30 protein-coding genes are annotated in these 24,047 nt (G+C 67.2%); 5 read left to right on the plus strand and 25 right to left on the minus strand.

What is annotated here, in order from left to right; all coding sequences use genetic code 11:
• Window positions 1-666, plus strand: a complete 666-nt coding sequence (locus ACIPRS_RS07230; RefSeq protein ID WP_446538074.1) for a DUF1287 domain-containing protein — start codon at window positions 1-3, stop codon at window positions 664-666.
• A gap of 199 nt (window positions 667-865) precedes the next feature.
• Here ACIPRS_RS07230 and ACIPRS_RS07235 read toward each other — a convergent pair whose 3' ends face one another.
• The 9 genes from ACIPRS_RS07235 to ACIPRS_RS07275 form a co-directional block, all read right to left on the minus strand.
• Entirely contained in the window at window positions 866-1,360 is a 495-nt protein-coding gene (locus tag ACIPRS_RS07235; RefSeq protein ID WP_446538075.1) for a dihydrofolate reductase, read from the minus strand.
• Window positions 1,360-1,656 carry a hypothetical protein gene (locus ACIPRS_RS07240; protein WP_446538076.1) on the minus strand — a complete coding sequence of 99 codons (297 nt, stop codon included), beginning with the start codon at window positions 1,654-1,656 and terminating at the stop codon, window positions 1,360-1,362. The genes ACIPRS_RS07235 and ACIPRS_RS07240 overlap by 1 nt, the downstream gene beginning before the upstream one ends.
• An 89-nt stretch (window positions 1,657-1,745) precedes the next feature.
• Window positions 1,746-2,540: a thymidylate synthase gene (locus tag ACIPRS_RS07245; protein ID WP_446538077.1), complete on the minus strand. Its 795-nt coding sequence runs from the start codon at window positions 2,538-2,540 to the stop codon at window positions 1,746-1,748.
• Between the two features lie 22 nt (window positions 2,541-2,562).
• On the minus strand, window positions 2,563-3,453 hold the full coding sequence (gene lgt / locus ACIPRS_RS07250) for a prolipoprotein diacylglyceryl transferase (protein ID WP_337731373.1): 891 nt from the start codon (window positions 3,451-3,453) through the stop codon (window positions 2,563-2,565).
• Window positions 3,454-3,540: 87 nt separating this feature from the next.
• Window positions 3,541-4,032, minus strand: coding sequence for a TPM domain-containing protein (locus tag ACIPRS_RS07255; RefSeq protein WP_142125810.1), 492 nt, complete (start codon window positions 4,030-4,032; stop codon window positions 3,541-3,543).
• A complete protein-coding gene (locus tag ACIPRS_RS07260) occupies window positions 4,032-4,913 on the minus strand; it encodes a TPM domain-containing protein (protein WP_446538078.1) in 882 nt (293 codons plus the stop codon). The genes ACIPRS_RS07255 and ACIPRS_RS07260 overlap by 1 nt, the downstream gene beginning before the upstream one ends.
• A 19-nt stretch (window positions 4,914-4,932) precedes the next feature.
• The gene (locus tag ACIPRS_RS07265; protein WP_192201936.1) at window positions 4,933-5,571 is read right to left on the minus strand and encodes a LemA family protein; all 639 of its coding nucleotides are present in this window, start codon (window positions 5,569-5,571) and stop codon (window positions 4,933-4,935) included.
• A 162-nt stretch (window positions 5,572-5,733) separates the two neighbouring features.
• Window positions 5,734-6,468, minus strand: a complete 735-nt coding sequence (locus tag ACIPRS_RS07270; protein ID WP_142125807.1) for a TerC family protein — start codon at window positions 6,466-6,468, stop codon at window positions 5,734-5,736.
• A 29-nt stretch (window positions 6,469-6,497) separates the two neighbouring features.
• Entirely contained in the window at window positions 6,498-6,878 is a 381-nt protein-coding gene (locus ACIPRS_RS07275) for a diacylglycerol kinase (RefSeq protein WP_337731376.1), read from the minus strand.
• Between the two features lie 268 nt (window positions 6,879-7,146).
• Between ACIPRS_RS07275 and ACIPRS_RS07280 the strand changes: the two genes are divergently transcribed.
• Entirely contained in the window at window positions 7,147-7,824 is a 678-nt protein-coding gene (locus ACIPRS_RS07280; protein WP_446538442.1) for an SGNH/GDSL hydrolase family protein, read from the plus strand.
• A gap of 58 nt (window positions 7,825-7,882) precedes the next feature.
• Here ACIPRS_RS07280 and ACIPRS_RS07285 read toward each other — a convergent pair whose 3' ends face one another.
• The 9 genes from ACIPRS_RS07285 to ACIPRS_RS07325 form a co-directional block, all read right to left on the minus strand.
• A complete protein-coding gene (locus ACIPRS_RS07285; protein ID WP_446538079.1) occupies window positions 7,883-9,256 on the minus strand; it encodes a S8 family peptidase in 1,374 nt (457 codons plus the stop codon).
• Between the two features lie 206 nt (window positions 9,257-9,462).
• Window positions 9,463-9,840 carry a VOC family protein gene (locus tag ACIPRS_RS07290; protein WP_446538080.1) on the minus strand — a complete coding sequence of 126 codons (378 nt, stop codon included), beginning with the start codon at window positions 9,838-9,840 and terminating at the stop codon, window positions 9,463-9,465.
• A gap of 20 nt (window positions 9,841-9,860) precedes the next feature.
• Complete coding sequence (locus ACIPRS_RS07295) at window positions 9,861-10,532, minus strand: RNA polymerase sigma factor (protein WP_446538081.1); 672 nt, start codon at window positions 10,530-10,532, stop codon at window positions 9,861-9,863.
• Window positions 10,533-11,489 (minus strand): isoaspartyl peptidase/L-asparaginase family protein, encoded by a 957-nt coding sequence (locus tag ACIPRS_RS07300; RefSeq protein ID WP_337731381.1) that lies wholly within the window; start codon window positions 11,487-11,489, stop codon window positions 10,533-10,535.
• 75 nt (window positions 11,490-11,564) lie between these two features.
• Window positions 11,565-12,806 carry an ABC transporter permease gene (locus tag ACIPRS_RS07305; RefSeq protein WP_337731382.1) on the minus strand — a complete coding sequence of 414 codons (1,242 nt, stop codon included), beginning with the start codon at window positions 12,804-12,806 and terminating at the stop codon, window positions 11,565-11,567.
• Window positions 12,803-13,528, minus strand: coding sequence for an ABC transporter ATP-binding protein (locus ACIPRS_RS07310; RefSeq protein ID WP_446538082.1), 726 nt, complete (start codon window positions 13,526-13,528; stop codon window positions 12,803-12,805). The genes ACIPRS_RS07305 and ACIPRS_RS07310 overlap by 4 nt, the downstream gene beginning before the upstream one ends.
• Before the next feature lie 2 nt (window positions 13,529-13,530).
• Window positions 13,531-15,066: an efflux RND transporter periplasmic adaptor subunit gene (locus ACIPRS_RS07315; protein WP_446538083.1), complete on the minus strand. Its 1,536-nt coding sequence runs from the start codon at window positions 15,064-15,066 to the stop codon at window positions 13,531-13,533.
• Between the two features lie 96 nt (window positions 15,067-15,162).
• The gene (locus ACIPRS_RS07320; RefSeq protein ID WP_192201944.1) at window positions 15,163-16,434 is read right to left on the minus strand and encodes a sensor histidine kinase; all 1,272 of its coding nucleotides are present in this window, start codon (window positions 16,432-16,434) and stop codon (window positions 15,163-15,165) included.
• Window positions 16,435-16,487: 53 nt separating this feature from the next.
• Window positions 16,488-17,189, minus strand: a complete 702-nt coding sequence (locus ACIPRS_RS07325) for a response regulator transcription factor (RefSeq protein ID WP_055940490.1) — start codon at window positions 17,187-17,189, stop codon at window positions 16,488-16,490.
• Between the two features lie 128 nt (window positions 17,190-17,317).
• On the opposite strand from ACIPRS_RS07325, the gene ACIPRS_RS07330 reads away from it, so the two are divergent.
• Complete coding sequence (locus tag ACIPRS_RS07330) at window positions 17,318-17,656, plus strand: DMT family protein (protein ID WP_446538084.1); 339 nt, start codon at window positions 17,318-17,320, stop codon at window positions 17,654-17,656.
• A gap of 19 nt (window positions 17,657-17,675) precedes the next feature.
• On the opposite strand, the gene ACIPRS_RS07335 is transcribed toward ACIPRS_RS07330, so the two are convergent.
• The 6 genes from ACIPRS_RS07335 to nudE all read right to left on the minus strand — a co-directional run bounded on the left by ACIPRS_RS07335 (window position 17,676) and on the right by nudE (window position 21,107).
• The gene (locus ACIPRS_RS07335; protein WP_446538085.1) at window positions 17,676-18,218 is read right to left on the minus strand and encodes a hypothetical protein; all 543 of its coding nucleotides are present in this window, start codon (window positions 18,216-18,218) and stop codon (window positions 17,676-17,678) included.
• Window positions 18,219-18,225: 7 nt separating this feature from the next.
• The gene (locus ACIPRS_RS07340; RefSeq protein WP_337731387.1) at window positions 18,226-18,528 is read right to left on the minus strand and encodes a DUF962 domain-containing protein; all 303 of its coding nucleotides are present in this window, start codon (window positions 18,526-18,528) and stop codon (window positions 18,226-18,228) included.
• A 16-nt stretch (window positions 18,529-18,544) separates the two neighbouring features.
• Complete coding sequence (locus ACIPRS_RS07345; protein ID WP_446538086.1) at window positions 18,545-18,868, minus strand: YnfA family protein; 324 nt, start codon at window positions 18,866-18,868, stop codon at window positions 18,545-18,547.
• 61 nt (window positions 18,869-18,929) lie between these two features.
• Window positions 18,930-19,742 (minus strand): nucleoside triphosphate pyrophosphohydrolase, encoded by an 813-nt coding sequence (gene mazG / locus ACIPRS_RS07350; protein WP_446538443.1) that lies wholly within the window; start codon window positions 19,740-19,742, stop codon window positions 18,930-18,932.
• On the minus strand, window positions 19,726-20,562 hold the full coding sequence (gene cysQ, locus ACIPRS_RS07355) for a 3'(2'),5'-bisphosphate nucleotidase CysQ (RefSeq protein ID WP_337731389.1): 837 nt from the start codon (window positions 20,560-20,562) through the stop codon (window positions 19,726-19,728). The genes mazG and cysQ overlap by 17 nt, the downstream gene beginning before the upstream one ends.
• The gene (nudE, locus tag ACIPRS_RS07360; RefSeq protein ID WP_142125793.1) at window positions 20,559-21,107 is read right to left on the minus strand and encodes an ADP compounds hydrolase NudE; all 549 of its coding nucleotides are present in this window, start codon (window positions 21,105-21,107) and stop codon (window positions 20,559-20,561) included. Before nudE ends, cysQ begins: the two co-directional genes overlap by 4 nt.
• Before the next feature lie 74 nt (window positions 21,108-21,181).
• Here nudE and bioA point away from each other — a divergent pair, with 74 nt between their 5' ends.
• Window positions 21,182-22,576, plus strand: a complete 1,395-nt coding sequence (gene bioA / locus ACIPRS_RS07365; protein ID WP_446538087.1) for an adenosylmethionine--8-amino-7-oxononanoate transaminase — start codon at window positions 21,182-21,184, stop codon at window positions 22,574-22,576.
• A 166-nt stretch (window positions 22,577-22,742) separates the two neighbouring features.
• Window positions 22,743-23,474, plus strand: coding sequence for a 16S rRNA (uracil(1498)-N(3))-methyltransferase (locus ACIPRS_RS07370; protein WP_446538088.1), 732 nt, complete (start codon window positions 22,743-22,745; stop codon window positions 23,472-23,474).
• A gap of 96 nt (window positions 23,475-23,570) precedes the next feature.
• Here ACIPRS_RS07370 and ACIPRS_RS07375 read toward each other — a convergent pair whose 3' ends face one another.
• Window positions 23,571-24,041: a chemotaxis protein CheW gene (locus tag ACIPRS_RS07375; protein ID WP_192201951.1), complete on the minus strand. Its 471-nt coding sequence runs from the start codon at window positions 24,039-24,041 to the stop codon at window positions 23,571-23,573.
• Window positions 24,042-24,047: the final 6 nt, after the last annotated feature.

Here is a 24,047-nt window from a genome sequence, read left to right on the forward strand (position 1 = left end):
ATGCGGCTGGCACGGTGCGCATCGCTGTGCCTGATGCTGCTGACGCTCGCGGCATGCCGCGACGAAACGCCCGTTGCCCTCGACCCCACGGCGGCGCCGGCGACGGTGCCGGACGCGCCGCCCATCCTTTCTCCGTCGCTGGTCTCGGCGGCACGCGCGCAGATCGGCGTGGTCCGCGTCTACGACCCGGCCTACTTCAGCCTGTCCTATCCCGGCGGCGACGTGCCGGCCGATCGGGGCGTGTGCACGGACGTGGTGATCCGCGCGCTGCGTACGCAAGGGCTGGATCTTCAGCAGGCGATCCACGAGGACATGCGCGCGCACTTCGCCCTGTACCCGCGCCAGTGGGGCCTGAGCCGACCCGACCGCAACATCGACCATCGTCGCGTCCCCAACCAGATGTACTGGTTCAAGCGGCAGGGATGGCAACAGCCCATCGGTCGCACGGAGAAGGACTTCGCGCCCGGCGACATCGTGGCGTGGAAACTCACCGGCAGCGGCCTGCTGCACATCGGCATCGTCTCCGACCGCCGCAGCCACGACGGCACGCCATTGATCCTGCACAACATCAACTCCGGCACGCAGGAAGACGACATCCTGTTCCGCCACGCCATCATCGGACACTACCGGCAACCGGAGACGCGCACGCCGGGCGCGCCTCCCTAGCGCAGGACCCGCTCGATGCCGCAGGCCGTCCGCTCGCTGCGAACCCGCCCAAAGACGCCAGAGGGTGGACTCCGCCCGTCATTCCGACGAAAGCCGGAATCCATCTTGATCCTACGGTCAGATGTGCGTCAGCTGACGACCAATGGATTCCGGCTTTCGCCGGAATGACGGACCAGGGTTGAAGGCGTACCGCCTGCTTTCAGGTGCGCCGATACTCGACGAAGTCAAAATCCAACGCATGCTTCGCATCCACCGGATGCGATTCGCGCGCGATCTCGCGCCATTGCGCGGTATCGAACGCGGGGAAGAAGGCGTGCGCGTCCTCGACCACGGTATCGACCTCGGTCACGTGCAGCACGTCCGCATGACCAAGTGCCAGCGCGTAAATCTCGCCACCGCCGATCACGCACAACTCTTCACTCCCCTGCTCTGCCGCGATCCGGATCGCCTCTTCAAACGAGGCCACCCCCTGCATGCCTTCGAACGGCACGCGGCCACGGCGCGTCAATACCAGGTTGAGCCGGCCCGGCAACGCACGGCCCAGGGATTCGGCGGTCTTGCGTCCCATCAATACCGGCTTGCCCAGCGTCAGTGTCTTGAAGCGTTTCAGATCATCCGGCAGTCGCCACGGCAGGTCGTTGTCGCGGCCGATGGCGCGGTTGCGGTCAAGGGCGGCGATCAGGGAGATGTGCATCAGTCGGGATACAGTTCGGTATAGATCTTCATCGCCTGCGCACGCGCGCTCACGGATAGCCACACGACGGCCAGGTAAATCGCTACGAACAACGCGCCTTCCAGCGGCGGAATCGTGACCAGCGCCTTGAAGAAGCCCTCGGTCTCGTCACCGGGCCGGAACAGGGCCGACAACGCCAATCCCAGCGGTGCGATCAGAAGGATCGTGGTGAAACCGGTCACCAGCGAAGTGGCCAGGGAGAACAGGTGATCGGCGAACTTTTCGCGCGCTTTGCGGGAATACTTCGACAGCGACATGACGGGTTTCCTTCCTTGACTGCCCGGATCGGGCAGGATCAGCCTGCACAACGTCCGTCTCCGTAGCTGAGAATCCCGACTCACAATGGTTAGACCGCCACCGGCGCCTTGATCGCGGGATGAGGATCATAGCCGTGGATCTCGATGTCGTCGTAGGTGAAGGCGAACAGATCCGTGACGTCGGCACTCAGGTGCAGCTTCGGCAGCGCGCGGGGTTCGCGCGACAGCTGTTCACGCGCCTGCTCGTAGTGGTTGGAATACAGGTGCGCGTCGCCCAGCGTGTGCACGAAGTCGCCCACCCCCAATCCGCAGGCCTTCGCCACCATGTGGGTCAGCAGCGCATAGCTGGCGATGTTGAACGGCACGCCCAGGAAGATGTCGCCGCTGCGCTGGTAGAGCTGGCAGCTGAGCTTTCCCTCCACCACGTAGAACTGGAACATCGTGTGGCAGGGCATCAGCGCCATCTTCGGCAGGTCGGCCACGTTCCAGGCCGACACGATCAGCCGGCGCGAGTCCGGGTTGCGCTTGATCTCCTCGACGACCCATTTGATCTGGTCGATCTCGCCGCCGTCGGCCGTGGCCCAGCGACGCCATTGCTTGCCGTAGACCGGGCCGAGTTCGCCGTCGGCATCGGCCCATTCATCCCAGATGCTGACCTTGTTGTCCTCGAGGTAGGCGATGTTGGTCTCGCCCTTCAGGAACCACAGCAGCTCGTGCACGATCGAGCGCAGGTGCAGCTTCTTCGTCGTGACCAGCGGGAAGCCTTCGTTGAGGTCGAAGCGCATCTGCCAGCCGAACACGCTGCGCGTGCCGGTGCCGGTGCGGTCGGACTTTTCGGTGCCCTGCTCCAGCACGTGTCGCAGCAGGTCGAGGTACTGTTTCATTCTTTGCCTCCGGCAGATGGCTTCATGCGATGTCCTTGCCGGCACCGGGCGCGGGCAGGACGGGCTGCAGGGTGGGCGCGCGACGCGACAACGCGAGCAGGAACAGGCCCAGTGCCACCAGCGGCAGGCTCAGCACCTGGCCCATTGTCAGCCAACCGAAGGCGAGATAGCCGATGTCCGCATCCGGCACGCGCACGAACTCCACCACGAAACGGAACACGCCGTACATCAGCGCGAACAGGCCGGAGATGGTGTAGCGCGCGCGTGGCTTGCGCGACACTGTCCACAGCACCACGAACATCACCAGCCCCTCGAGGAGCGCCTGGTAGAGCTGCGAAGGATGGCGCGCGAACGGATCCAGCGCACCCGCCGCATACTGCGCCTGCAACTGCGCCGCATCCAGGCCGCGCAGCGCGGGATCGGTCGGGAAGATCACGCCCCAGTCGGCACCGGTCGGCTTGCCCCACAGTTCGGCGCCGATGAAGTTGCCGATGCGGCCAAAGCCGAGCCCGGGAGCGACCACCGGTGCAACGAAATCCATCGTGTCAAAAAAATGCAGGCGATGTTTGCGCGACCACCACCATGCGGCGGCCATCACGCCCAGCAGGCCGCCATGGAAGCTCATGCCGCCTTCCCAGACCTTGAAGATCGACAAGGGATTTTCGAGGAAGGTGCCAAACCCGTAGAACAGCACATAGCCGATGCGGCCGCCCAGCACCACGCCCAGCATGCCGTAGAACATCAGGTCGGAGAACGCGTTGGCGTCCACGCCGGGCAGTCGCCCTTGCGATGCGCGCATGCGTCCCAGCCACCAGGCGGTGACGAACGCCAGCAGGTACATCAGGCCGTACCAGTGCAGCTTCAGCGGACCCAGCGAAAGGATGATCGGATCGATCTGGTGGAGGTAGATCATGCGCCTCGGCTTGGCCGGTGGGGATGGGCTATTTTGCCCCACCCTGCCCGCGCGTGGCGGATCCCGGACTGATCGGCGATCGGCGGATCAGTCCAGCAAGTGCGGCCGGTTGGGCAGTTCGTCCTCGTCCGGACGGCCGTCCAGCTGCGGAAAATGCAGCGCCAGCAGGTCCGAGACTGCGCGGATGCCGTCGATGACGGCCTGTTCCGCCCGGTTCTCCGCCATGCCCACTTCAATCAGGTGGCAGACCTCGCGCCATGCCGCGTCGCTGACGAGGCCGTTCAAGCCGCGGTCGGCGACGATCTCGATGCGGTGGTCGGCCAGCAGCAGGTAGATGAGCACGCCGTTGTTGGCTTCCGTGTCCCAGGTGCGCAGCCGCACGAACACCTCGTGCGCGCGCTCGCGCGGATCCACCCCGGAAAGTACCGCACCCAATGGCAGGTCCGACTCCACCGCGAACATCACCTCGCCGCGGTGCCTGCGCTCGCCCTCGGCAATGGCGTCGGTGATGTGGTGCAGGGTCGATTCCGGGAACAGCCGGCGCGCCGAACGGGCGAACAGATGGCGGAGAACGCGCATCACCAACTCCCGGAGGCGCCACCGCCCCCCGACATGCCGCCGCCACCACCCCAGCCACCTCCGCCGAAGCCCCCGCCTCCCCCACCAAAGCCACCGCCTCCGCCACCCCAGCCACCCCAGTCCCGGTGCCGGGCGTACCCGCCGCGGGTCGACACCGACATCAGACCGTAGAGCAATCCCAGCACGGCGGCGATGCCACCGACCGCAAGCAGCGACGACAGCAGCAGTGCAACACCACCGGCCGCACCGCCCGTGAACAGTCCGCGGATGCCGGACGGCGCACGGCTGAACATGCCGCGCACGATGGTGGCCACGACGAAGGCGGCGAATGCGGCGAACAGCACGCCGCCGCCCCTGCCGCCTTCACCGGAAACGCGATGCGTGCTGACCGGTTCGGGCAGCGCTTCACCGTCGATCAGTTTCACCAGCGTCGCGGTCGCGTCGCCAATGCCGCCCGCGTAGTCACCGGCGCGGAACCTGGGCGCCAGGTATTCCTGGATCACGCGGTTGGCGATGGCGTCGGGAATCGCGCCCTCCAGTCCGTAGCCTGTTTCGATCCGAACGCGGCGGTCGTCCTTGGCCACCAGCAGCAGCACGCCGTCATCCACGCCCTTGCGGCCCAGCTTCCATTGTTCGAACACGCGCACCGCGTACTGTTCGATGGTTTCGGGCTGCGTGCTGGGCACCATCAACACCTGCAGCTGGCTGCCCTTGCGCTGCTGCAACGCCAATGCCTGCGCTTCCAGTTGCTGCTTCTGCGCGGCATCCAGCGTGCTGGTGGTATCGACCACCGGCGAATCGAGCGCGGGAATCGGCGCCAGCGACTGCGCCCAGGCGGGCGCGGCGATCAGCAGCAGGCAGAGCGCCAGCGCACGCAGCATGGAAGCGCCGGGACGCTGATCAGTTGCCGGGCGACGGCGGAGGCGGTGGTGTCGGAGCCTGCGGCGTCGCCGGGGCCGGCGTACCGAAGTCGACGGCCGGCGCTTCGGAGATGGCCGCTTCGTTCTCGACGGTGAAGTTCGGCTTCTCCTTCGCGCCGGTGACCTTGGCGGTGATCACCTGCGGGAACTGGCGGATGTAGGTGTTGTAGTCCTGCACCGTCTGGATGTAGCGCCCGCGCGCCACGGTGATGCGGTTCTCGGTGCCTTCGAGTTGCGCCTGCAGGTCGCGGAAGGACTGGTCGGATTTCAGGTTCGGGTAGTTCTCGGTGACGACCAGCAGCCGGGACAGTGCCCCGGAAAGTTCACCCTGCGCCTGCTGGAACTGCTGGAGCGAGGCGGCATCGTCGGCATTGACCTGGATCTGGCCCACGCGCGCGCGCGCGTTCGTCACGTCGGTCAGCACCTGGCGCTCCTGCTGCGCATAGCCCTGCACGGTCTTGACCAGGTTGGGAATGAGGTCCGCACGACGTTTGTACTGGTTGAGCACCTCGGACCAGCCCGCCTTCACGGCTTCGTCCTTCTGCTGGATGGTGTTGTAGCCGCAGCCGGACAGCAGTACGGTCAACACGACGAGCAACCACAGACGCGAAACCTGCATGGCACGACACTCCCTTGGACGGACGCGCCGATTGCAGCACCTTGCCCATGACCACGCAAGCATCCGCCACGTCACAGTGCGTGGTGCGCCGACTTGTTAGCCCCCCGTGAAAAGAAAAGGGCTCCCGAAGGAGCCCTTTGCGGCACGCGATGGATGCAAGGCTCACTCGCGCAGCATGCGCCGGCCGGCCCGCTTCTTCGCCCACAGGTTGAGGCACTCGACCACGGCCGAGAAGCCCATCGCGCCGTAGAGGTAACCCTTCGGGATATGCATTTCGAAGCCGTCCAGCAGCAGATAGGCGCCGACGGCCACGATGAAGGCCAGCGCCAGCATCTTGATGGTCGGGTTGTTGTCGATGAACTGTCCCAGCGGCTTGGCCGCCAGCAGCATCACCGCCACCGCCAGCAGGATCGCCGCCACCATCACCGGGGTGTGGTTGGCCATGCCGACTGCCGCGATCACCGAGTCCAGCGAGAACACGATGTCGATCACCGCGATCTGCGCGATCACGCCAGCGAACGACACCGCCGGGCGCGTGTGCACGTCTTCGGAATCGGGTTCGCCCTTTACCAGTTCCAGGATTTCCTTGGTGCCCTTCACCAGCAGGAACACACCACCCAGGATCAGCACCAGGTCGCGCACCGAGATGCCTTGCCCGAACAGCGTGAACAGGTCGGCGGTCAGGCCGGCCAGCCAGGCCAGCGTCAGCAGCAGCAGGATGCGGGTGATGCACGCCACCGCGATGCCGAACTTGCGTGCGACTTCGCGCTGGTGCGGCGGCAGCTTGCTGACCGCGATGGAGATGAAGACCAGGTTGTCGATGCCCAGCACGATTTCGATCGCACTCAGCGTGATCAGCGTGATCCACACCTGCGGATCGGTAAGCAATTCCATCATCGGGTAGAGACCTTGTTCATATCAGGATTTCACAGGTAGCGCGGCGCAAGGATCAATCCCCAGCACAGCAGCACATTCATCATCAGCACGAAGACCGCCGCCGAACCCATGTCCTTCGCGCGGCCGGCGAGTTCGTGGTGTTCCGGACCATAGCGTTCGATCACGGCTTCCACCGCGGAGTTCAGCAGTTCGGCGGCCAGCACCAGCAGGCAGCTGCCGATCATCAGCGCGCGCTCCAGGCCGGTTCCGCCCAGCCACAGCGCCAGCGGCGCGAGCACGACAAGCAGGTACACCTCCAACCGGAAGGAGGATTCGTGCATCCACGCCGCGCGCAGGCCCTGGATGGACCACACGGTGGCTTTGAGGATGCGGCCGGGGCCGCGGGGAAGGTGTCCGGTTTCGTCAGCCATGGCAGGTCGATGCGAAGGAAGCCCCGCATCGTCTCCGGCCGGTCAGGCAAGGGCCTGGTCCAGCGGGAGGTCGGATCGGGTGGAGCCGGCGCGGATACCGCGCCAAGGTGGCAATTTTGCCACAAGGCGCCCACGTACCGCCCCAGGGCGGTTTGCATCGCCCGGCACGGGCTGGTCCACTAGGGCCCGTCCGACAAGAAGGAGCCCTCCCCCCGTGCCTTTCCTGAACACGTTCCGCCTTTCCCTGTCCGTCGTGCTGCTGGCTGCCCTGGCCGCGTGTGCCGGCACCCCGCCCACCGGGCCGGAGGCGGTCGCGGAGCCCCGGGCGCAGACGGCCCCGCGCATCCCGGACCAGGTCTCGAGCCCGGCCTGGGAGGCCGACATGCAGCGTTTCGAGGCTGCCGACGCGAAGTCCCCGCCCCCGCGCCGTGGCGTGCTGTTCATCGGCAGCTCTTCGATCCGTTTCTGGGACACGCTCGCGCAGGACTTCCCCGGCGTGCCGGTGATCAACCGCGGCTTCGGCGGCTCCGAACTGCGCGACAGCACCTGGTACGCCGATCGCATCATCGTGCCGTACGCACCCCGGCAGCTCCTGATCTACGCAGGCGACAACGACCTCAACGCCGGCCGCACGCCGCAACAGCTGCAACAGGACTTCACCGCCTTCGTCCAGCGCGTCCGCCGCGATCTGCCGGAAACGAAGATCGCCTACATCAGCACCAAGCCGAGCCCGTCGCGCGCCCAACTGCTTGCGACGCAACGCGAAGCCAACATGCTGATCCAGGCCGAAGCGAAACGGCTGGGCGTGGACTACATCGACATCTTCACGCCGATGCTGGATGCCAAGGGTCAGCCGGACGAGACCTTGTTCATCGACGACCGCCTGCACATGAATGCCGCCGGCTACGACATCTGGCAGCGGGTGATCGCGCAGTACGTGAAGTAACTGCAAAAAAGAAGCCCGGCATTGCCGGGCTTCTTCATGCCTGGAGCATCGCGGAGCGTCAGAAACCGCTGACGTCGAGGCGTCCGCCCGTGACCGTTTTGCCCTGCAGCGAGGGTGTAGGCACGGCGGCACCGAGGATCGCCGCCTTGATCTGCGCCGCGGTCACGCCCGGGCGCGTGGACGCATACAGGGCCGCTGCGCCGGTGACGTGCGGCGTCGCCATCGACGTGCCGTTGTAGCTGGCATAGCCGGACACGATCTTGCCCTTCGACGAGGTCGGCACCGTCGACCAGATGCCGTAGCCGGGCGCGCCCAGGTCCACGGTGGTCACGCCATAGTTGTAGACCAGCGCGCCGGTGGAGCGCAGTGCCGCCACCGAGATGATGCTCGCATTGGGATACGACGCCGGGTAGCAGGCACCGGAGGTGTTGCCTTCGCAATTGACGCTGTCGTTGCCCGCCGCGACGATCGTCAGGATCTCGGCCTGGCCGGCGCGGTCGATCGCATCGCTCAGGGCCTGCGAATAACCACCGCCGCCCCACGAATTGTTGGTCGCCACCAGGTTCAGGCCATGGCGGGTCTTGAGGTCGGTGAAGTAGTCCAGCGCCTTGACCGCATTGGCCGTGTTGCCGCCGCGACGGCCGAGGAACTTGCCGCTGATCAACTTGACGCCGCTCCAGCACACGCCGGCCACGCCCTTGCCGTTGCCGCCGACGCCGGCGATGGTGCCGGCCACGTGGGTGCCGTGGTCGTCGTTGGCGCCGCCGGAATTGATGTTGTTGCTGTTGCCATCGAAGTCCCAGCCCCGCACGTCATCGACGTAGCCGTTGCCGTCGTTGTCCACGCCGTCGACCGGGTCGTACGGATTGGTCCAGATGTTGGCCGCCAGGTCTTCGTGGCTGAAGTAGATGCCTTCGTCGATCACGCCGACGACGACGTTGCCGCAGCTGGTGTGGCCGGCCGCCCATGCCTCGGAGGCTTGCGAGCCGTAAGCATTCGCGGGCGTGCCCGCATCACCGTACATTCCCCACAGCGAGCCGTTGGTGGCGTAGGTGTCGTTGGATACTGCGTTGTGCTGATACGTCCAGTTCGGTTCAGCGTACTCGACGGCCGGATCGGCGCTGAGCGCCTGCACGGCCGCGGACAGGTCCACGTTGCCCGGCAGCTTCAGCAGCGCGATTTCGCCACGGCGTCCATTGCCGCGGCGCACCGTCTCCAGCTTCTGCGCACCCAGCCCGTGCACGACGGCGTCGCGGTCGCCGGCCACCGCGCCATCGCGATACTTCACCAGCAGCTCGCCACTGACGTGGGGCTGACCTGCTTTCAATCCCTTGATCACCAGGTCCGGCCTGCCGCCCGCGTTGGCGGCTTGCGCCGCGCCCATCGTCACCAGCGCCAAACCCACCCACTTCGCCATGCGATTCTTCTTCATAAGCCGATCCGACTCCGAGTGTTGTGATTGCCGCGCCGGACAGCGCAGTGGGCCGAATCTAGCTTGTAATTTTCGTTCTAGATATGGATTTACAGCTCACATTTTCATGCCTGGGAGCGAAGTGCAGGATGGCACCGGTAGCCATGAGAACGAGTCGCATCGCGAAGGACTGTTCCGCCGCGACGCGACCGCCCATGTGGTGCGATTCAGCGCCTGCGGGCGGCGCCGGCGGGTTGATGGAGGCTCAGGACATTGCCGTCGGGATCGAGGAAATCCAGTGACAGACCTCCATCGGGCGATTCGCTCACGGGCACCACGATCTCCACCTGACTGGCTGCCAATGCCTCGGCATAGTCATCGATGCCACCCTCGAGACTGAAGACGACGACCGGCGATTCTCCTGCGCGGGCAGGGCGTGGAATCAGGACCAACGCCAGTCCGTCCACTTCGCCCGTCGCCCATGGGCCGTCATGCCCGTCCAGCAACTCCAGCGGCAGCCCGAGGGTGTCGCGATAGAACGTCACCGACCGGGCCAGATCGGAAACGAAGAGAACGATGGCGCCTACCTTGCAGTTCGTGAGCATGGGATCTCTTCCTGTGGGATTCACTTCTTTCCGTTGCCGCGGGAAGGCGATGTGTGAGCACCGGCGTCGATCAGGATCAGGTGGCCGTCGGGATCGTGCGTTCCCAGGCCCTCGCCCACGCGCATGGCGGCTTTCAGCACACGCCGGGTCAAACCGAACTGCAGCGCCACGCAGCGCGCCGGATCGCGTGCATACGCCAGGGCGATGCTGTCCGCACGCACCGCCGATGATTGGGCCGCCAGTGTCCGGCGGATGCGCGTGAGGCGCTGGCGGAACGCCGTGGGTTCGATGCGCAGCAGCCAGCGGATCTCGTCCGCGGACAGCCCGTGCAGCGCCAGTACCGCGACGCGACGCGCCGAAGGCGGCAGCCCCTCCAGCCAGGGCGGCGCCAACGCCGCGGTCTCCCCTGTGGATCCGGCGGCGGCATCATCGATGTCCGCCGCCGCCGCCGTCGCTTCGCGTGCGCGCCGCCGCACCGCCGTGCGCGCGGTGAGCATGGCCTGCCGTCGCAGCACGCCCGAGAGCCAGGGCAGATCATGGCGACCCGCCTGCAGGGCGATCAGCAAGGTGTCCTGCACCAGGTCATCGGCATCCTGCGCACGCCGGCACAGGCGCAGGGCCTGCGTGCGCAGCTGGCGGCACGTGTCCTCACCGAGCTCAAATCCACGCGCACCACCGGACGCAGGCGACACTCAGGCGTCCTGGTAGATGGCGATGCCGCGCGAACCATCCGGACCGATCCAGCCCCGGTACATGCCTGTCGTGCTCAATACCAGCGCGATGTTGCCCTCCCGGTCGAGCGCGATCGCACCTCCATCGCCACCGTGCGCGGGCACTTCTCCCAGGATCACGTCCTCCGCGGCCACCTGCAGCCGGTCGCCGCGATACGCCACGCGTGCCGCGATGTCGTGCGCCACTGCATTGCGGATGTAGTACTCGCCCCAGCCGGTGCATGAAACGGCGCAATGTGCATCGGCCCATGTGCCTGCGCCGATCAGTGGCGAATCACCGACACGGCCCCAGCGCTTGTTGGTCATGCCACCGGTGGAGGTAGCCGCCGCAACGTGCCCGTGCGAATCCAGCGCGACCGCACCCACCGTGCCGAAGTACTTCCCGCGCAGGTCCTGGCTGGCCTGCCACGCGCGCTGCTCACGCTGCTGCGCCTGCCGCAGCTGTTCGCGGCGTGGCTCGGTGTCGAACCATTCGTTGGGTACGCGCTCGATGTCGGGATGGGTGTCGGCATATTGTTCAGCGCCTTCACCGATCAGGAACACGTGCGACGACTCCTCCAGCACCCGGCGTGCCAGCCGCACGGGATGACGCACCGTCGACACGCCCGCGACCGCGCCGGCGCGGCGACCGTGGCCATCCATGATGGAAGCATCCAGTTCGTGTCGTCCGTCGGCGGTGAACACGGCCCCGTAGCCGGCGTTGAAGTAAGGCGAGTCCTCGAGCATCGCGACTGCCGCTTCCACCGCATCCAGCGCCGTGCCGCCGTTGCCGAGGACCGCGTGGCCCGCATCCAGCACGCGATCCAGTTCGGCCCGGATCGCACGCTCGGCCTCCGCGCCCAGCGCGTTCCGTTCGATGACACCGGCACCGCCATGGATCGCCAGCGCCAGGGGCCTGCGGAGTTGACGCGCACTCATGGCAAGCGGCCACCGTACGAGGCGACGGGAGACCAGCATACTCCCGCCATCGCGTCGCACCAGCCCCGCCGTCGGCTATTGCGAACGCAGCGCTTCGATGGGGTCCAGCTGCGAGGCCTTGCGCGCGGGGTAGTAGCCGAAGAACAGGCCGGTCGCGATCGAGAAGCCGGCGGCCAGGCCGATCACCTGCCCGTTCAACGCCACCGGCAGCTCGCTGAACTGGCCCACCAGCAGCGCGCCGACCACGCCGATGACGATGCCCAGCACACCGCCGCCCAGCGACAGCAACATGGCCTCGGCGAGGAACTGCCGGCGCACGTCGCCGGGCCCCGCACCCACCGCCATGCGCAGGCCGATCTCGCGGATGCGCTCGGTCACCGACACCAGCATGATGTTCATGATGCCGATGCCGCCGACGATCAGCGAAATGGTGGCCACCGCGCCTAGCAGCAACGACATCAACTTGGTCGTGGCCGTTCGCGTGGCGACGATCTCGGAGATGTTGCGGACGTTGAAGTCGTCCTCTTCGCCCGGATTGATCTTGTGCCGCTGGCGGAGCAGCGCTTCCACTTCGCCCTGCACGTAGCTCAGGTCCTTGGCATCGGCCACGGTCAGCGCCACCTGCATCACCGCGCCCGGCGGCAGGCCCATCGAACCGAGCAGGCGACGGCGCGCGGTCTCCAGCGGCACCATCATCACGTCGTCCTGGTCCTGGCCGAAGCCGCCCTGGCCCTTCGGCGCCAGCGTGCCCACCACGGTGAACGGCACGCGCCCCAGGCGCACGGTCTGGCCGACGCCGCTGTCCTCGCCGAACAGGGTGCGTCGCACCGTCTCGCCGAGGATCACCACCTTGCCGGCGCTGGAGTAGTCCTGCGCATCGAAGCCTTCGCCATTGGCGATGACCCAGCCGTTGATGTCGAAGAAGTCGGCCTGCACGCCTTGCCAGCTGGTCGACGCATTGTTCTCGGCGAACACGATCTGGGTGTTGCCGCGCAACGCACCGGCCACGTACTGCACTTCGGGGATCTCGTTGCGGATCGCTTCCACGTCGCCCTCGTTGAGGGTGTAGAAACTGCTGGAACTCATGCGCACGCCACCCCCGCCGGGACCCCGGCCGGCACCCGGGCTGATGTCCAGTCGCTGGGAACCCAGGCCGGAGACCAGCTTGTCGATCTCGGCCTGCGTGCCCTGCCCCACCGACACCATGACGATGACGGCCGCGATGCCGATGATCACGCCCAGCGAGGTCAGCGCGCTGCGCATCCAGTTCCCGCGCAGCGCATGCAGCGCCGTGCGCAGGATGTCGGAGAACTTCATGACCGGCCTCCCGCGTGGTCCAGGTCTTCGTGCAACTCACCATCGCGCATCACCAGGATGCGGTCGGCATGCGCGGCGACTTCCGCGTCGTGGGTGATCAGGATGACGGTGTGGCCGTCGTCGCGCAGGCGCTTGAACAGCGACAGGATTTCCTCGCCGGTCTTGCTGTCCAGTGCGCCGGTGGGCTCGTCGGCCAGCAGGATGGGCGGCTGGTTGATCAGTGCGCGCGCGATCGCCACGCGTTGCTGCTGGCCGCCGGAAAGCTCGCTGGGCCGGTGGCCGGCGCGCTCAGCCAGCCCGACCGCGGCCAACGCCTGGCGCGCACGCTCGGTGCGTTCGGCCGGCGGTACCTGGGCATACCCCAGCGGCATGGCCACATTCTCCAGCGCCGTCATGCGCGGCAGCAGGTGGAAGCCCTGGAACACGAAGCCGATCTTCTCGCGCCGCAGGATCGCCAACTGCTCGGCGTCCAGCGTGGCCACGTCGATACCGTCGCAGGAATAGGTGCCGTCGCTGGGGGTGTCCAGGCAGCCGATCAGGTTCATCAGCGTGGACTTGCCCGAGCCCGATGGCCCCATGATCGCGACAAAGTCGCCCCGCGCCACGCGCATGTCGACGCCGCGCAATGCGACCACTTCCGCTTCGGTGCCTGCGGAATAGACTTTCCCCAGCGCGCGTGTCTGGATGACCGGCACGCGGTCGTCGGCATTCGCTGACGGCATGCTCATTCCTTCGCGCGCTCGCCCACGACCACCACGTCGCCTTCCTTCACCGGGCCGGACACCTCGGTGCTGGTACCGTCGCTGGCGCCGATGCGGACCTGCACCATCTCGGGCTTGCCGTTGACCAGCGCGTACACCGGCGCACGCTTGGCGGCAAGCAGCGTGCGCAGTTCGCCGTCCCAGCGTTGCTTCTGCGTGTCGTCGAGCGTGGCGCGGAACGGCGCGAAATCCTGCTGCATGCGGTCGGCCATGCGCTGGCGCATCTGCGCCTGCATCGCGCCCGAACCACCCCCTGCATTGCCACCGGACCGTTGCCCGCCACCCGGTCCGCCGAACATGCTGGCCCCGCGTTCCTGCGCCTGCGCCATGCGGGCGGCCTGGCGCTCGCGCAGTGCGGCAAGCGCCGCATCGAAAGCGGCCTGCTGTTCGGGCTTCAGCTGCAGGGTGCCGGCCACGCGCACTAGGTCGTCGCTGACGCCACCACCGCGATTCTGTCCGCCCTGCGGCGGCGCCTGCGCGGGCGACGCCGCGCCCGACTGTTCACCGGTCGGCTTGTAGCGCAGGGCCGCGTTGGAGATCTTGAGGATGTTGTCGCGCTTGCTGACCTCGATCTCGGCGTTGACGGTCAGGCCCGGCAGCAGGGTGCCGTCGCTGTTGTCCACACTGACCACGACCGGGTACGTCACCACGTTGCTGGTGGTGGTCGCCGACAACCGCACCTGCTGCACTTCGCCGCGGAACTGGCGATCGGCGAACGCATCGACGGTGAACGAGACCGACTGCCCAACCTTGACCTGGCCGATGTCGGCTTCATCGACGGCCAGCTCGATCTTCATCTTCGACAGATCTTCGGCGATGGTGAACAGTTCCGGTGCCTGCAGGCTGGCCGCCACGGTCTGGCCAGGCTCGATGGTGCGCGTCAGCACCACGCCGTCCACCGGCGAGCGGATGACGGTGCGGTCGAGGTTCACCCGTGTGGTCTGGGTTGATGCGGTCTGCTGGCGAATCTGCGCCTGCGCCGCGTTGACCTGCGCGCGCGCCTGGTCGCGCGAGGCGCGCGCCAGGTCGACGTCGCTCTGCGCGACCAGCTTCTGCCGGCCAAGGTCGGCCTTGCGTGTGTAATCCAGTTCGGCGTTCGCCAGCGTCGCCTGCGCCTGCCTCAGGCTGGCCTGGGCGTTGGCGATCTGCGCGTTGCCCTGTTCGATCTGGGCCTCGTAGGTGCTCGGGTCGATGCGCGCAAGCACCTCGCCCTTCTTCACTTCGCTGTTGTAGTCGACCAGCACGTCGGTGACCTGGCCGGAAATCTGGCTGCCCACGGTCACGGTGGAGATGGCGCTGAGCGTGCCGGTGGCCGAAATGGCCACGCGGATGTCGCCGCGCTCGACCGTCGCCGTGCGATAGGCGCTTTCGACGCCGTCTCCCTTCCGCGTGGTCCAGTACCAGGCGCCGCCGCCCAGAATGGCGACCACGGCAATACCCAGCAGGAGGGTGGGCAGCGGGGATTTCTTGCGGAGAGGAGTGCGTGCAGGCTGGCTCATGCAGTGAGTCGGCTCGGAAGGTGGGGAGTCGTGGAAGGGAACGCGTCGGGAGCGACATGGTTGACAACCCGTGCCGCGGGTCAGTTCCCGTTCGGTTTACGGAACGAAGCGGATCGTCGCAGTGGTTCCGCGCCCCGGCTCGCTGTCCAGTTCGATCTTCCAGCCGAAGCGGTCGCACAAGCGGCTGACGATGGACAGGCCCAGACCGCTGCCGTGCGGACGCGTGGGGTCTGCACGGTAGAACGGCTCGAACACCCGTGTCATCGATTCGGCCGACATGCCGATGCCGGTGTCGCGCACGATCACGCGGTCCGGCTCCAGCACCACGTCTATGCGGCCCCGGTCGGTGTACGCGCATGCGTTGCGCAGCAGGTTGCTGACCACCACCTGGAACACCCGTGGCGGTGCGTGCAGCCGAGGCCGTGCATGCAGGGTGACTTCCAGGTCCACGGGCTTGTTCAACAGCAGGGCACGTGCGTTCTCGGCCTCGTCCATGACGATGTCGGCGACGTCGAAGTCCTCGCTCTGCGGTTCGACCTCGGCTTCGCGGGCCAGGATCAGGAACGCATCGATCACGGCCTCCATGTCGCGGCCGGCGCGCTGGATGCGTTGCAGCGCGCGCGCGACGCGCGGCGGCGCGTCTTCGGCCATGCCCATGTCGGTGGCCACGCGGATCACGGTCAGCGGCGTCCGCAGTTCATGGCTGGCGTCGCGGGTGAAGTCGCGCTCGCGTGCCACGTGTGCGGTCACGCGCTGCGCCAGCCCGTGCAGCGCGGAAGCGAGCTGGCGCGCCTCGCCCTGCACGTCGCTGGGAAGGCGATCCGGGGCCAGAACGCTGACGTCGGGACGGCGCGGATCCCACTCAGCCACCTGCCGCGCGAGCCAGCTGACCGGGGACACCAGCCGCTTGGAGGCGCGATAGGTCAGCCAGGACACCAGGTAGATCGCCACCAGCGTCATGATGATCGGCACGGTGCCGAAGTAGAACGCCAGCCGCTCGGCCTGGGAGCGCAGGAACACCAGGTAGAGGCGGCCGGCGGGCTCTTCGTCCACCAGCACCAGCTGGTCGTCCTGCTTCAGCTCGTGGAACCCGGGCGCGAGGTTGCGCAGGTTCTCCGGCAGGACGAGGTTGGAATGCCCCTTCACCACCAGGTAGCCGCGCAGGTTGTGGGTGTTGGGCGGCGGCTGCGCGGTGCTGGCGCTGTAAAGCTCCCAGAAGTGCGTCGCCTCTTCCTGCAGGGCGGTATTCATCAGGCTGTGCTTGATCACCGCGGAGATGAGGTACACGCCCAGCACGATGGCCAGGCTGACCATCACGGCCTGCAGGATGAAGGCAATCCTGAGTTTGCGGGGCAGGCCGTGGCGCATCGGCGTATCGTCGGGCGAGGACGGGATTATGACGCGCGTGCCCGACGGTCGGGTCAGCCGATGTCCGCGATGCGGTAGCCCGCGCTCTGCACCGTATGCAGCAGCGGCTTGTCGAACGGCTTGTCGATCACCTTGCGCAGGTTGTACAGGTGGCTGCGCAGCGTGTCCGAATCCGGCAGGCCGTTGCCCCAGATCTCGCGTTCGATCTCCTGCCGGGTCACCACGCGCGGCGATTCACGCATCAGGATGGTGAGCAGGCGCAGGCCGATCGGCGACAGCATCAGTTCGGTGCCGCCGCGGGTCGCGCGCATGCTGACCGGGTCCAGCACCAGGTCGGCGACCTTCAGCACTTCGGCGCCGACCTGGCGGCGCTCACGGCGGATCAGCGCGCGCAGGCGGGCTTCCAATTCCTGGATGGCGAAGGGCTTGGTGAGATAATCGTCGGCGCCGGAACTCAGGCCGGTCAGCTTGTCGTCCAGGGTGTCGCGCGCGGTAAGCATCAGCACGGGCGTGGATTTGCGGGCTTCGGTGCGCAGGCGCTTGCAGACTTCCATCCCGTCCAGGCGCGGCAGCATCAGGTCCAGCACCAGCACGTCGTAGCTGTTCTCCACCGCCAACCGGTACCCATCCAGGCCATCGGTGGCGTAATCGACCTCGAATCCCCGGCCCTCGAGATACTCTCCAATCATCTCCGAGATGTTCCGGTTGTCTTCCACCACCAACACCAGACCCGCGGTTTCCTGACTGTGTCGCATGACAACTCCTTCAGAGGCTTCAGGTTTGTGAAGCTACCGGCCTCCCGGTGGACATCATGTGAAGGCGGCAGCTCCATTCAGCCCACAGTTGGGATTACGCTTCGCCACCCCTCCCCGACGGCCCTGCCATGATCGAACGCGTCCTGCCCCTGTTCCTGCTACTGGCCTCCAACGTCTTCATGACCTTCGCCTGGTACGGGCACCTGAAGTACAAGTCCTCGCCGCTGTTCGTCGCGATCCTGGCCAGCTGGGGCATCGCCTTCTTCGAGTACACCCTGATGGTGCCCGCCAACCGGATGGGCAGCGCGGTCTACTCGGTGGTGCAGCTGAAGACGATCCAGGAGGTCCTGACCCTGCTGGTCTTCGCCGGCTTCAGCACCTGGTATCTGGGGCAGCCGCTGAAATGGAACCACTACGCGGCCTTCGCTCTGATCGTGGGCGCGGCCTTCCTGATGTTCTACGAGTGAGGTCGCTCGTCACCGGTACTCAACCGGCGTGTCCGGTGCGGGCCAGCAGCCACTCGGCGCGCGCTTCCACCCGCCGGTGGTCCCGCAACACGTAGGAACCCTGGATGACGGCAACGGTGCGCGCCGCTTCGAGGGGCGACAAGGCATCCAGGGACGTGCGATGTTCGCGTCGCGCGAGTGCCGCCAGGCCACGGTCAGTACCGTTGTAAGCCTGGGACACGATGAGGCCATACATCGCGGAGTCGTCCAGGTGCAGCGGCAGCAGGAACCGCCAGAGCAGTTCGCGCACGTGCCGGCCCACCACACTGCGCCTGTCCGTGCCATCCACGTGCGCCAGCGCGAGACGTGCTCCGTAGGCGTCCGGGGAAGCCACTCCGGCATCGATGAGGTCGCGAACAAGCTGCGGAGGCGATGCCTCCAGCGGTTCCGCCCTTGCAAGCAGCACCTCGACCTCGGCGACATGCGGCCTGACTGCCACCCAGTCGTATGCGAACAGTCCGGCCAACGGTAAGCCGACCAGCAACGCCGCGGCGTGGACGGTGTGCCGGACCACGCGGCTCATGCGCCGCTCAGAACCGGATCTTGCCGGTGAGGATGTCCTTGAACATCACCCAGTCGCCGGCGAAGGAATAGAACGGATGCTTGAAGGTCGCGGGCCGGTTCTTCTCGAAAAAGAAGTGGCCTATCCAGGCGAAGCCGTAGCCGCAGAACAGCGCGGCGAGCATCCACCACGCATTGCGTTCGACGAGGGCCAACACCAGCAGGGCCAGCACGCCGCAGCTGCCGATGAAGTGCAGCCGGCGCGAGGTGCGGTTGCTGTGTTCGTTGAGGTAGAACGGATAGAACTCGCGGAAGCTGGCGAAGCGGCTCATGTCCCCTCCCACAGGGTCAGGCGGCGCGTGGCGAGAACATGATCACCGCCATGCCGGCCAGGCACAAGCCGGCGCCGAGCAGGTCCCAGCGGGTGGGCTTCACCGCGTCCACCGCCCACAACCAGAAGATCGCCGCCGTGATGTAGACACCGCCGTACGCGGCGTAGACGCGGCCGGAGGCCGTCGGATGCAGGGTCAGCAACCATGCGAACAGCGCCAGGCTGGCTGCGGCGGGCACCAGCAGCCAGGCGCTGCCTTCCTTGCGCAGCCACAGGTACGGGAGATAGCAGCCGACGATCTCGGCCAGCGCAGTCACCAGGAACAGCAACAAGGTTTTCATGAGATCCCTGTAGGAGGGGCTTCAGCCCCGATGCCTTGTGCAGTCGGGGCTGAAGCCCCTCCTACAGCCCTTGCTGCTTCACCCGCACCCACAACGCTTCCTGCTGCGCCAGGGTCAGCGCGGACATCGAGGTGCCGTCTGCCGCGGCCAGCGCTTCCATCGCACGGAAGCGACGTTCGAACTTCAGGTTGGCGCCACGCAGCGCACCGCCCACATCGACCTTGGCATGGCGCGCCAGGTTGGCGGCGACGAACAGCAGGTCGCCGATCTCGTCTTCCAGCCGCACGTCCCGCTCGGGCGAGGGCGCGGCGGCGAGCTCGACGCGCACTTCGTCGATCTCCTCGTGCAGCTTGTCGATCACCGGCGCGGTATCCGGCCAGTCGAAGCCCACGCGGGCCGCGCGCGATTGCAGCTTCACCGCGCGTTGCCACTCCGGCAACCCGCGCGAGATGCCGGCCAGCGCCGAGGTGTCTTCCTCGCCGGCGGCCTTGCGCTCGGCCGCCTTGATCGCTTCCCAGTTGACGGTCTGCGCCTCGGCATCGGCGAACGAGGCATCGCCGAAGACATGCGGATGACGCCGCACCATCTTGTCGCAGATGGCATCGACCACGTCCCCGAACGCGAACGCGCCCTGCTCGTTCGCCATCTGCGCATGGAACACGACCTGCAGCAGCAGGTCGCCGAGCTCGTCCTTCAGCGCCGGCAGGTCATTGCGGTCGATCGCATCGGCGACTTCGTACGCTTCCTCGATCGTGTAGGGCGCGATCGAGGCGAAGTCCTGCTCGAGGTCCCACGGACAACCGCCCTCGGGATTGCGCAGGCGGGCCATGATGCCCAGCAGGCGCGCGATGTCGCCGTCAGGCGCTGCGGGCATGTCCATGGTCGCCGTCCTGCGCCCGCGCCAGCCAGTCACGCCATGGCAGCGTCATGTCGCCCAGGGCCACGAAATCACCATTGAGCAGGGTCTCGCGGCGGTTGTAGCGGAATGCACGTCCATCCGGCGCGAGCAGTGCGCCGCCGGCAGCTTCCAGCACGCACTGCGCGGCGGCGGTGTCCCACTCGCTGGTGGGGCCGAAGCGCGGATAGACGTCCAGGGTGCCTTCGGCGATGCGGCAGAACTTCAGCGAGGAGCCGAGCGAGACCTCCTCGATCCCGCCCATGCCCTCCAGGAAAGCCTGCGTGCGCGCGTCGCGGTGCGAACGGCTGGCCGCCACCTTCAGCGTGCCCCTGGCGGGCGCACGCGTGCGGATCTGCGCGTCGACCTCGCCGATGCGGCGGTACGCATTGCGGCCCTGGCGCGCATGCCAGGTCTCGCCGGTCACCGGCGCATGCACCACGCCGAAGATGGGCTCGTTCTGTTCGATCAGCGCGATGTTCACGGTGAACTCGCCATTGCGCTTGATGAACTCGCGCGTGCCGTCCAGCGGGTCCACCAGCCAGTACGTCGGCCACTGGCTGCGCTCGGCCCACGGAATGTCGGAGGCTTCCTCCGACAGCACCGGCCATTGCGGGGTCAGCCGGCGCAGGCCATCGGCGATGACCTGGTGCGCGGCCATGTCGGCGGCGGTCAGCGGGCTGTCGTCACTCTTGCGCTGCACATCGAAGGCGTTCTCGTACACGGCCAGGATGGCCTGGCCCGCTTCGCGGGCGATGACGATGACGGCTTCGTGCAGGTCGGCGGTCATGCGACTCATGTCCGCTCTTTCAACCATTCGCGGGCGATGAACAGAGCCGCCAGCGAACGACCTTCCGAAAAATCCTCGCGCAGCATCAGCTGGTCGAGGTCTTGCAACTTCCAGGGCACTACTTCCAACTCCTCGGGTTCATCCCCCGGCAGGCGCTCGGGGTACAGGTCTCTTGCCACCACCAGCCAGGACTGGTGGCTCATGTAAGTGGGTGCCAGGGTCAGGGCGCGCAGCACGTCGATACGGCGCGCACCGAAGCCGGCTTCTTCCTTCAGTTCGCGGTCGGCCGCCTGCTCGGGCGTTTCGCCGGCATCGATCCGGCCCTTCACCAGGCCCAGTTCGTAACGGTGCATGCCGGCGGCGTATTCGCGCACCAGGAGCACGGTGTCCTCGTCCTGCATCGGCACCACGACCACCGCGCCATGACCCTGCGCACGGAGCCGATGGTAGCGACGGCGTTCGCCGTTGCTGAACTCCAGGTCGAGTTCCTCGACATGGCGGTCCGGCCCGTCTGCGCGCTGGGTGATGCCGTGAATGGTGGGAAGACGGCTCATGCGGCGGCGCGGCGTCCACGCCCGGCACGCAGGGCGTGGCGACGGAAGGGGGTGGGGGCCGATATCATGTGGGGATGCGACAACAGGATCATCAAGCGGGAATGCTAGCAGAGGCGGACGCCTGGCGTGCCCGCGATCTGTCGGTGGTGTGGCATCCCTGCACCCAGATGCGTGAGCACCCGCACACCTTGCCACTGGTACCCATCGCGCGCGGCGATGGTGCATGGCTCATCGGGCACGATGGCACGCGTTACCTGGACGCCGTCAGCAGTTGGTGGACCAACCTGTTCGGGCATGCGGAGCCGCGCATCGGCGCCGCCATCGCCACCCAGGCCATGGCCCTGGAACAGGTGATGCTGGCCGGCTTCACCCACGCACCGGCGGTGGAACTGGCCGAACGCCTGCTTGCGATCGCACCGCGCCAACAGGGACGCACGCCGCTATCGAAGGTGTTCTACGCCGACAACGGCTCCGCCGGCGTGGAAGTGGCATTGAAGATGGCGTTCCACTGGTTCCACAACCGGGGCGAACACCGCCGCACCCGGTTCATCGCGCTCGAGAATGGCTACCACGGCGAGACGCTGGGAGCGCTGGCGGTGGGCGACATCCCGCTTTACCGGCGCGTCTATGCACCGCTGCTGGCCGAGGCGCTGTTCGCACCCTCGCCCGATGCCTACCTCGCGCTGCCCGATGAATCGCCGGCCGACTGCGCCGCGCGCGCCGCGGCCGCGCTGGCGACCCTGCTGGACCAGCACCCGGGCGAAGTCTGCGCGGTGATCGTGGAGCCACGCGTGCAGTGCGCGGGCGGCATGCGCATGCACCACCCGGATTACCTCGCCCGCGTGCGCGAACTCTGCGACGCCAGCGGCGCGTTCCTGATCGCCGACGAGATCGCCGTAGGCTTCGGCCGCACCGGCACGCTGTTCGCCAGCGAGCAGAGCGGCGTGATGCCCGACCTGCTGTGCCTGTCGAAGGGGCTGACCGGCGGCTTCCTGCCACTGGCCGCAGTCCTGGCCACGGAGACGATCTACGATGGCTTCCTCGATGACGCGCGCGAACGCGCCTTCCTGCATTCGCACAGCTACACGGGCAATCCCCTGGCCTGCGCGGCGGCATTGGCCTCGCTGGACATCTTCCGCGCCGACGACGTGCTGGCGCGCAATCGCGCCACGGCGCGCGCCATGGGGGCACTGGCCGAGCCGCTGGCCGCGCACCGCCACGTAGCGGACGTGCGCCAGGCCGGCATGATGCTGGCATTCGAACTGACCCGGGACGGCGACAAGGCCACGCCCTTTCCGGCAACGGCGCGCGTTGGCCTGAAAGCCTACCGGGCTGCATTGGCCCGCGGCGTGGTGCTGCGCCCGCTCGGCGACGTGCTGTACTGGATGCCGCCGTACTGCGTGGACGAAGAGCAACTGCAGATGCTGGCCGATGTCACCCGCGCGGCGATCGACGAGGGGACGGCATGACGTGCCCCCGCCAGAACGCTCCCTGTCGGAGCTTCAGCCCAGACTGTGGGTCCGGAAGCACCGACATGGCCATCCACCCAACGGGTGCGCTGCAGCGCGTTCGTTGTCATGGCGGCGGGCATGTCGTCGTGGCGCGGGCTGAAGCCCCTCCTGCAGGGAGCGTCACATGCGCCTGACTCGTTGTTTCGTTGAACGGCCGTTGCAGACGGGCGCGCGGCTCGCCCTGCCGGAGTCCATCGCCAACCACCTGGCCCGTGTCCTGCGCCTGCGCGAAGGCGACGCCTGCGTGCTGTTCAATGGCGACGGCCACGACTACGACGCGCGCATCACCACCATCGGCAAGCGCGAGGTCGTGGCCGAGATCGCGTCGATGCGCGCGGTGGACCACGAATCCCCGCTGCACATCACCCTGCTGCAGGGCATCGCGCGGGGCGAGAAGATGGACCTGATCCTGCAGAAAGCGACCGAGTTGGGCGTGGCCGCGATCATCCCCGTGACGGCCGAACGCACCGAAGTGAAGCTGGACGCCGAGCGCGCCGGGAAGCGCGTGGCGCACTGGCGCAATGTCATCGCGTCCGCCTGTGAACAGAGTGCGCGTGCGCGCCTGCCGTCGCTGTCGCCACCGGCCGCACTGGCGGATGCGGCGCGCATGGTCGACAGCGGCGCGACGCGACTGACGCTGGATCCTGCCGGCGACGTGTCGATGGCCGCCGTGCAGGTGGCATCAGGCGCGGTGGTGGTGGCGATCGGGCCGGAAGGCGGCTGGTCGCCACGCGACCGCGAGGTCCTGTCGGCGGCGGGATTCACCGGATTGCGCCTCGGCCCCCGCATCCTGCGCACGGAAACCGCAGGACTGGCCGCCATCGCCGCCTTGCAGTCGCACTTCGGCGACCTGTAGGGCGGGCCCTGGCCCGCCAGCATGTAGCGCAAAAAAGCCGATTCGCTTGCAGGATCCGTGGAGGCGGGCTGAAGCCCACCCTACGACAGCGATATCTCAGGCCGCGTTGGCCAGCGCGTCGCCGATCATCGATTCGACCACTTCCAGGTCGGGCAGCACGGCGGCTTCGTCACCGAGCAGCACGCGCACCTTCACCCCGACCGGCAGGTCTTCTTCGGTCGCGTCGGCCAGCAGGCCGTCACGCGGGACCGACACCAGGCGCGGGAACGATGGCGTCAGCAGCGCGAAGTACGGGCGATCCTTGTCGCCACTCAGCGCCTTCAGCACCACGATCTTGCTGTTGAGCGCCACCGGCTCGTTCGGATTGCCACTCAGGCGGCCGAACGCGACCAGCGGGACCGGCCAGCCATGCCAGTCGATCCGGCCCGGCAGCCAGTCGGGCATGTCGGCGATCGGCTCGACCGGCGCCCGCGTGAGCACTTCGGCCACGGTGGCGTTGGGCAGCAGCAGGCGGTACTCGCCTGCCTGGATCAGGACGCCGCGGATTTCGTCGTTGGAATGGGCCATCGTATG

Source organism: Pseudoxanthomonas sp. LARHCG66 (assembly GCF_052871755.1).

Bases quoted from the DNA above. Each gene is read 5' to 3' on its own strand.
- ACIPRS_RS07230 (WP_446538074.1), top strand. From the start codon at position 1: ATGCGGCTGGCACGGTGCGCATCGCTGTGCCTGATGCTGCTGACGCTC.
- ACIPRS_RS07235 (WP_446538075.1), bottom strand. From the start codon at position 1,360: ATGCACATCTCCCTGATCGCCGCCCTTGACCGCAACCGCGCCATCGGC.
- ACIPRS_RS07240 (WP_446538076.1), bottom strand. From the start codon at position 1,656: ATGTCGCTGTCGAAGTATTCCCGCAAAGCGCGCGAAAAGTTCGCCGAT.
- ACIPRS_RS07245 (WP_446538077.1), bottom strand. From the start codon at position 2,540: ATGAAACAGTACCTCGACCTGCTGCGACACGTGCTGGAGCAGGGCACC.
- lgt (WP_337731373.1), bottom strand. From the start codon at position 3,453: ATGATCTACCTCCACCAGATCGATCCGATCATCCTTTCGCTGGGTCCG.
- ACIPRS_RS07255 (WP_142125810.1), bottom strand. From the start codon at position 4,032: ATGCGCGTTCTCCGCCATCTGTTCGCCCGTTCGGCGCGCCGGCTGTTC.
- ACIPRS_RS07260 (WP_446538078.1), bottom strand. From the start codon at position 4,913: ATGCTGCGTGCGCTGGCGCTCTGCCTGCTGCTGATCGCCGCGCCCGCC.
- ACIPRS_RS07265 (WP_192201936.1), bottom strand. From the start codon at position 5,571: ATGCAGGTTTCGCGTCTGTGGTTGCTCGTCGTGTTGACCGTACTGCTG.
- ACIPRS_RS07270 (WP_142125807.1), bottom strand. From the start codon at position 6,468: ATGATGGAATTGCTTACCGATCCGCAGGTGTGGATCACGCTGATCACG.
- ACIPRS_RS07275 (WP_337731376.1), bottom strand. From the start codon at position 6,878: ATGGCTGACGAAACCGGACACCTTCCCCGCGGCCCCGGCCGCATCCTC.
- ACIPRS_RS07285 (WP_446538079.1), bottom strand. From the start codon at position 9,256: ATGAAGAAGAATCGCATGGCGAAGTGGGTGGGTTTGGCGCTGGTGACG.
- ACIPRS_RS07290 (WP_446538080.1), bottom strand. From the start codon at position 9,840: ATGCTCACGAACTGCAAGGTAGGCGCCATCGTTCTCTTCGTTTCCGAT.
- ACIPRS_RS07300 (WP_337731381.1), bottom strand. From the start codon at position 11,489: ATGAGTGCGCGTCAACTCCGCAGGCCCCTGGCGCTGGCGATCCATGGC.
- ACIPRS_RS07305 (WP_337731382.1), bottom strand. From the start codon at position 12,806: ATGAAGTTCTCCGACATCCTGCGCACGGCGCTGCATGCGCTGCGCGGG.
- ACIPRS_RS07310 (WP_446538082.1), bottom strand. From the start codon at position 13,528: ATGCCGTCAGCGAATGCCGACGACCGCGTGCCGGTCATCCAGACACGC.
- ACIPRS_RS07315 (WP_446538083.1), bottom strand. From the start codon at position 15,066: ATGAGCCAGCCTGCACGCACTCCTCTCCGCAAGAAATCCCCGCTGCCC.
- ACIPRS_RS07320 (WP_192201944.1), bottom strand. From the start codon at position 16,434: ATGCGCCACGGCCTGCCCCGCAAACTCAGGATTGCCTTCATCCTGCAG.
- ACIPRS_RS07325 (WP_055940490.1), bottom strand. From the start codon at position 17,189: ATGCGACACAGTCAGGAAACCGCGGGTCTGGTGTTGGTGGTGGAAGAC.
- ACIPRS_RS07330 (WP_446538084.1), top strand. From the start codon at position 17,318: ATGATCGAACGCGTCCTGCCCCTGTTCCTGCTACTGGCCTCCAACGTC.
- ACIPRS_RS07335 (WP_446538085.1), bottom strand. From the start codon at position 18,218: ATGAGCCGCGTGGTCCGGCACACCGTCCACGCCGCGGCGTTGCTGGTC.
- ACIPRS_RS07340 (WP_337731387.1), bottom strand. From the start codon at position 18,528: ATGAGCCGCTTCGCCAGCTTCCGCGAGTTCTATCCGTTCTACCTCAAC.
- ACIPRS_RS07345 (WP_446538086.1), bottom strand. From the start codon at position 18,868: ATGAAAACCTTGTTGCTGTTCCTGGTGACTGCGCTGGCCGAGATCGTC.
- mazG (WP_446538443.1), bottom strand. From the start codon at position 19,742: ATGCCCGCAGCGCCTGACGGCGACATCGCGCGCCTGCTGGGCATCATG.
- cysQ (WP_337731389.1), bottom strand. From the start codon at position 20,562: ATGAGTCGCATGACCGCCGACCTGCACGAAGCCGTCATCGTCATCGCC.
- nudE (WP_142125793.1), bottom strand. From the start codon at position 21,107: ATGAGCCGTCTTCCCACCATTCACGGCATCACCCAGCGCGCAGACGGG.
- bioA (WP_446538087.1), top strand. From the start codon at position 21,182: ATGCGACAACAGGATCATCAAGCGGGAATGCTAGCAGAGGCGGACGCC.
- ACIPRS_RS07370 (WP_446538088.1), top strand. From the start codon at position 22,743: ATGCGCCTGACTCGTTGTTTCGTTGAACGGCCGTTGCAGACGGGCGCG.
- ACIPRS_RS07375 (WP_192201951.1), bottom strand. From the start codon at position 24,041: ATGGCCCATTCCAACGACGAAATCCGCGGCGTCCTGATCCAGGCAGGC.